We start from the raw sequence: 6,386 nt of genomic DNA on the forward strand, positions 1-6,386 counted from the left end.
CGCGTCAAGCCGCGCCCAACCATGCGACGTAGTGCGCCGCGTCCGCGTCGATCCGGCTCGTGTCGAAAGGAAATTCAATGCCGCGCGGCACATGGCGCGGCAGCTTGTCGAGCACCGCGGCGAACTGGGCGTCGTCGGCGGCGGGTGCGGCGGGAAAGCGCCGCGCGCCCTCACCGACGGCCGTCTTGCAGTGGATGTAGTCAACGTGCGCCGCCAGCGGTCCGGCGGCCTCGAGCGGTGCGACCTCGCACCATGCCCAGTTGCCCATGTCGAAGGTCATGCCGAGCACGCCGGCGTGGCCTTCGCGCGCCAATGCCTCGAACAGGCCGACGAACTGCGCAAGCGAGCCGCCTTGCGCCAGTTGCCCGTTTTCGACCACCAGCCGCAAATCCGCGCAGCGCAGGTGATCGGCGATCACCGCGGCGTAGGCGTCGGCGGCGAATCCGCCGAGCTGCAGCTTCAGGAAACGCGCACCGAGCGCGATCGCTTCTTCGATCGAGACGCGTAGCGCGTCGGTATCGAGCTCGCCGTCGACCGTATAGAGCGAAGCAGGCGTCGAATACACCGACCACAAACCCAGTTCGGCAATTTGCCGGCCGAGCGCGCGCAGGTTTTGCGGCTCGGCTTCGGCCTCGCCGGCGAACAGCTCGCGGCGTACTTCGAAGCCCGCCGCGCCGGCCTGTTTGCTCGCCTGCGCCCACTTCAGATGACCGTCCGCGCGCACCGCCTCCATGCCGAATGCGCTTGCGACGATCACGATGTCCATTGCGTCAGCCATGTCGAATTAATTCAATTACGTCCGGTGAATGCTTTTGGAACCGGTTCCAAAAGCATTTTTAAAAAAAGCGCCGAGGCGCTTCCGATGCCCGAATAGTGCGCCGAGGTCGGCGTCACGCACCATAGTGGAAATCCCCAGGCGGGCTTGGCATACAACCGGATCCCGTGACGACCGACGCCGGTCTGTTTCAGGGGCCGTCGGCCAGGCACAGCGCGAGAAACTGCTCCACCACGCGCGACGGCGCACTCGCATGCGGCACGAGAATCGACAGCCGCCGCGTGAGCGGCTCCGGGCTAAGCGACATCAGACACAGCGCGCGGTCTTCATGCCGCATCGACATGACCGAGACGAAGCCGATGCCCATGCCGGCCCGCACCGCCTCCTTCACCCCTTCGACGCCGGCAATCTCCAGCGCCACGCGCATCGGCACGCCCGCTCGCGCGAACGCCCGCTCGACGATCTGCCGCACCGCCGAGCCCGCCTCGCGCAAGATCAGCGGCTGGTCGCCGAAAGCCGCCAGCGCGACGCCGCCGTTTTCGCCTGACTGCGCGAGCGGATGCGAACGCGGCATGATCGCGACGATCTCGTCCTGGCGCCACGCATGCACCGCGGTGTCCGGCGGCAGATCCGCGCCGACCGGCCCCTCGATCATGGCGATATCCACCGAATCGAGCGCGGCGACGATCTCGGTGGTGTTGCCGTCGGCGGTATGCAAGGTCACGTCCGGATAGCGGCGATGGAAGTCGGCAATCAGATACGGCAGCAGGTAGCTCGCCGGCGTGGTGCTCGCGCCGATCCGCAAAGTGCCCTGCTCGAGCCCGCGCAACGCGTCGCGGTACGCATGGGCCTGCCGCCAGGTGTCGCGCAGCCGCGTGGCATAGCTGGCCAGCTGCTCGCCCGCGGGTGTCAGACGCACGCCGCGGCCGTCGCGCTGATACAGCGGCTCGCCGAATTCGTCCTGCAACTGCCGCAACTGGCCGGACACGGCGGGCTGCGATAGATGCAGCGCCACAGCCGCCCGGCTGATATTGCGATGCTCGGCGACGACGGCAAACGTTATAAGTTGATCCGGGGTCATGAGTTCAAAGTATCGGCTCGCGTGATACCTTACATTCTAAATCATGATTTTTCATATCGATATATCTAATTTAGGATTAGCCCCATCGAATTCAGTCAGTCACCTAAGGGCTGCATCATGACTACCGCACATCTCACTGCTTCCGCCTCCCCCGCCGAGTTATCCACCCGCGGGCAACTCAACGGCGTGCTATTCGTCGCACTCTTCGCCGCCGCCGTCACGCGTATCGCGTCGATTCCGGCCATCGCCGGGCTGGGCCTGAGTCCGCTGATCGTCGGCATCGTGGCCGGCGCCATCTACGGCAACGCGCTGCGCGACGGCATGCCCGCCAGTTGGGCGGCCGGCGTCAACTTTTCGGCGCGCAAGCTGTTGCGCATCGCCGTCGCGTTCTTCGGACTGCGCGTGAGCCTGCAGGAAATTGCTCAGGTCGGTCTGCCCGGTCTCGCGGAATCGGTCCTGATCGTGGTGAGCACGCTCGTGATCGGCACGTGGGCCGGCATGAAAATCATGAAGCTCGACCGCGACACCGCCTTGCTGACCGCCGCGGGCAGCGCGATCTGCGGCGCGGCCGCCGTGCTCGCGTTCGAGTCGACGCTGCAATCGAAGCCGCACAAGAGCGCGATGGCCGTGGGCAGCGTGGTGCTGTTCGGCACGCTCTCGATGTTCCTCTACCCGGTTCTGTTCAAGGCCGGCTGGCTGCATCTGGACACCATGGGCGCGGGCCTCTTCTTCGGCGGCACGATTCACGAAGTCGCTCAGGTGGTCGGCGCGGCCAGCAACGTGAGCCCCGAAGCGACGCACATCGCCACCATCGTCAAGATGACTCGCGTGATGCTGCTGGTGCCGGTGCTGCTGGTGATCGGCATGTGGGTGAACAGCTCGGCGCGCCGCACTCACGCTTCGGCCGGCGCTCATAGCAATGCACCGCGCAAGCTGGCGATTCCCTGGTTCGCAGTCGGTTTTCTCGCCTTCGTCGTGATCAATTCGCTGCATGTGCTGCCGGAAGCCGCGACCAGCACGCTCAACATGCTCGACACCTTCGCGTTGACCATGGCCATGACGGCGCTCGGAATCGAAACGCGCATCGCGCAGATCCGTCAGGCCGGCCCCCGGGCGCTGACCACCGGTTTCATCCTGTATGTGTGGCTGATTGCCGGCGGACTGGGAATTACATGGGCTGTCCAGCACCTGCTCGGCTAAGCCGCCCTCGCCCTCATCCCCACCCCGCCGCGTGCGGGGTTTTGCGCATTCAGGAGACCCATCCGTCACGCCCGCGCGGCATACTGGCTGCCGACGCGCTCGAGTCACGCAATCCGCTTACGCCGCGCGTTCATGCCACCGGAATGAGGATCGATCGATGAGCCTGGAACTGTACTATTGGGATGGCCTCCAGGGCCGCGGCGAATTCGTGCGGCTCGCACTCGAGGAAGCCCGCGCCGACTACGTGGAAGTCACGCGCGGCGAGCCGTCGGAAGGACTTGGCACGCGCGCCATGATGGATGTGATGAAGAGCCGCGACGAACCGCACCCACCGTTCGCGCCGCCGTTTCTGAAAGACGGCGATCTGGTGATCGCGCAGACCGCCAACATCCTGTTCTACCTCGGCCCGAGGCTGAACCTCGCGCCCAAAGCGGAAAGCCTGCGTTATGTAGCTAACGGCCTGCAACTGACCATCGCCGATATGGTCACCGAGGCGCACGACACGCACCATCCGCTCGCCAGCGCGCTCTACTACGAAGATCAGAAAGACGCCGCGAAGACCCGCGCGCACGACTTCATCGACAACCGCATTCCGAAGTTCATGTCGTACTTCGAGCGGGTGCTCAAGCAGAATCCGGCCGGCGACCAGTTCATGGTGGGCGACACGCTCACCTACGTCGACCTGTCGATGTTCCAGCTGATCGACGGTTTGCTGTATGCCTTTCCGCGTGCGCTCAAGCGTTTCGGCGAGCACTACCCGCGCCTCGCCGCATTGCATGATGCGGTGATCGAGCGGCCAAATATCGCCGCGTATTTGCAGTCCGAGCGGCGCATCGAGCACAACGAGGCCTGCATCTTCCGGCACTATCCGGAACTCGACAAGGCACCGACTTGACTCTCGCCCTCGTCCCCCGTCCGCCTGCCGCTTCGCGTGCGCCTTCCAGCGTGCACGCGAGACGGCTGCCGGGCACTTTTTTCAACCCACTCTCACGCCCTGTACCACCGACGTGCTCTCATTCCTGCTGAAGCTGCGCACCCGCGCCCAAGACCTGTTCCGTCTCTCCGATGCCCATACGATGCTGGTCTGGTCTGTCGTGGTCGGCGTCGCGGGAGCCTTCGCGACAATCGCCTTTCGCGAGGGCATCGCGCTGCTGCAAGTCGCGGTGGTCGGCAAGTCCGGCAGCTTCGTCGAAATGGCGCGCCGCTTGCCGTGGACCGTGCGGATCTGGCTGCCCGCCGCGGGCGGTCTGATCGCCGGCGTCTTTCTGCTGATCGCGCAGCGTTACGCCGATAAAAGCAATCACGCCGACTACATGGAAGCCGTCGCGATCGGTGACGGCGTGGTGCCGGTGAAGCTCAGCTTGTGGCGCAGCGTGTCGTCGCTGTTCACGATTGCGAGCGGCGGCTCGATCGGCCGCGAAGGTCCGATGGTGCAACTGGCGGCGCTGGCCGCCTCGCTGATCGGACGCTGGGTGCATTTCGATCCGTCGCGGCTGCGTCTGCTGGTGGCATGCGGCGCGGCGGCGGGTATTACGTCCGCGTACAGCGCGCCGATCGCGGGCGCGTTCTTCGTCACCGAGATCGTGCTCGGCTCGATCGCAATGGAGAGCTTCGGGCCGGTGGTGGTCTCGGCGGTGGTGGCCAACATCACCATGCGTGAATTCACCCGCTACCAGCCGCCGTACGAGATGCCGGTGTTCCCGCCAGTGGCGGGCGCCGAGGTGCTGCTGTTCGTCGGGCTCGGCCTGCTGTGCGGGGCGGCGGCGCCCCAGTTTCTGCGCGTGCTCGATGTGTCGAAGGCCAACTTCCGCAAGCTGCCTGTGCCGTTGCCCATCAGGCTCGCGATCGGCGGCCTCGTGGTCGGCATTCTGTCGGTGTGGACGCCCGAGGTGTGGGGCAACGGCTACAGCGTCGTCAACTCGATTCTGCATTCGCCGTGGACGTGGACCGCGCTCGTCGTCGTGCTGGTGTTCAAGCTCGTCGCCACGGCGGCCACCTCGGGTTCCGGCGCGGTGGGCGGGGTCTTCACGCCAACGCTCTTCATGGGCGCCGTAGTCGGTGCGCTGTACGGTCAAGGGATGCACGCGGTGTGGCCGAACGCCACCTCGGGGTCGTTCGCGTATGCGATGGTCGGCATGGGCGCGTTTCTGGCGGGCGCCACCCAGGCACCGTTGATGGCGATCCTGATGATCTTCGAGATGACGCTCAGCTATCAGGTCGTGCTGCCGCTGATGCTCGCCTGCGTGGTCGCGTATTTCGTGTCGCGCGCGATCGGCAAGACCTCCATGTATGAAATCACCCTGCATCGCCACCGCGAAGAACAGGAGCGCTCGCGCCTGCGGGCCACGCAGATGCGCGAACTGATCCGGCCCGCCGAAACCGTCGTGCTGCCCAACGCGAGCGTGCAGGAGATGACGCGCGTGTTCCTCGAATATCCGGTGAAATATCTGTACGTGGCCAACGATTCCGGCGCCTTTCTCGGTGTGGTCGCGCTCAAGGACATCACCGCCGATCTGCTCGAAGAACGCGATACCTCCGCGAAAACCGCCGCGGACTACCTGCAGCCGCATTTCGACGTGCTGACGCCGGACATGCCGCTTGGCGTGGCGCTGCAGCATTTCCTCGCATTTCAGGGCGAGCGCCTGCCAGTGGTCGAGAGTGCCGCGCATCCGAGGCTCGCCGGCGTGGTCTATAAAAGCTCGCTGCTCGACGCCTACTTCCGCATGAATCCGAGTCGCTAGAGACGACCCGCGCCCCCGCCTGGCGGGCGTGCAAAGTGTGGCAAATTCTTTACAATGAAGAGACCGCTGCCGAATCGGACGGCAGCGCGCGTTACGCCGGAACGGGCGCATCGAGACGCCCGTCCTTCGATCTGAGCGAAGCTGAGCGACCCGTCCGCCGACGCCATGCGCCGCGACCAGGCGCGCTTGATTTTCCTGCTTATCGACGGCGAGCCTTACGACCGCTGCGAACAGCACGTCCACTTCCTCGCCACCGAGACCCAGCACGCGATCCGCACCGCCCGCCACCTCCCCAACATGGACACAGGCCCAGCTATCCATGCCTCTGTCCACCCCCCCTCCTCCCACTCCCTCCGCCCCCTCACTTCCGTCTCCTCCGCCCCCCTCCCCACCCCCACCCCCATTCCTCCCCGCCTGGTCTCCTCCTCCCCCACCCATCCGCTCCGCCCCGCGACCACCCGGCTCGACCACCCACCCCCCCTAGTCCGTCCTCCCGTGCACACCGCGACCCCCCTCGCCCCTCCGCCCGCTCTCGCCGTCTACCCCCCCTATCCCACCCACCCCCTGCACCGCTTCGAGACCAACCCCC

5 protein-coding genes are annotated in these 6,386 nt (G+C 65.7%); 3 read left to right on the plus strand and 2 right to left on the minus strand.

The genetic code is table 11. From position 1 onward, the window contains the following. Positions 1-4: 4 nt before the first annotated feature. Both A6V37_RS28235 and A6V37_RS28240 read right to left on the minus strand, forming a co-directional pair. Positions 5-778: a TIM barrel protein gene (locus tag A6V37_RS28235; protein WP_064268195.1), complete on the minus strand. Its 774-nt coding sequence runs from the start codon at positions 776-778 to the stop codon at positions 5-7. A 187-nt stretch (positions 779-965) separates the two neighbouring features. Further along, a complete protein-coding gene (locus tag A6V37_RS28240) occupies positions 966-1,856 on the minus strand; it encodes a LysR family transcriptional regulator (RefSeq protein ID WP_064268196.1) in 891 nt (296 codons plus the stop codon). 117 nt (positions 1,857-1,973) lie between these two features. On the opposite strand from A6V37_RS28240, the gene A6V37_RS28245 reads away from it, so the two are divergent. From A6V37_RS28245 to A6V37_RS28255, 3 genes are all read left to right on the plus strand, one after another. Then, complete coding sequence (locus A6V37_RS28245; RefSeq protein WP_064286530.1) at positions 1,974-3,056, plus strand: YeiH family protein; 1,083 nt, start codon at positions 1,974-1,976, stop codon at positions 3,054-3,056. Between the two features lie 157 nt (positions 3,057-3,213). Then, positions 3,214-3,951, plus strand: coding sequence for a glutathione S-transferase (locus A6V37_RS28250; RefSeq protein WP_064268198.1), 738 nt, complete (start codon positions 3,214-3,216; stop codon positions 3,949-3,951). A 112-nt stretch (positions 3,952-4,063) separates the two neighbouring features. Next, positions 4,064-5,797 carry a ClcB-like voltage-gated chloride channel protein gene (locus A6V37_RS28255; RefSeq protein ID WP_064268199.1) on the plus strand — a complete coding sequence of 578 codons (1,734 nt, stop codon included), beginning with the start codon at positions 4,064-4,066 and terminating at the stop codon, positions 5,795-5,797. Positions 5,798-6,386 lie beyond the last annotated feature (589 nt).

The organism is Paraburkholderia ginsengiterrae, from assembly GCF_001645125.1.
Lineage (GTDB): Bacteria > Pseudomonadota > Gammaproteobacteria > Burkholderiales > Burkholderiaceae > Paraburkholderia > Paraburkholderia ginsengiterrae.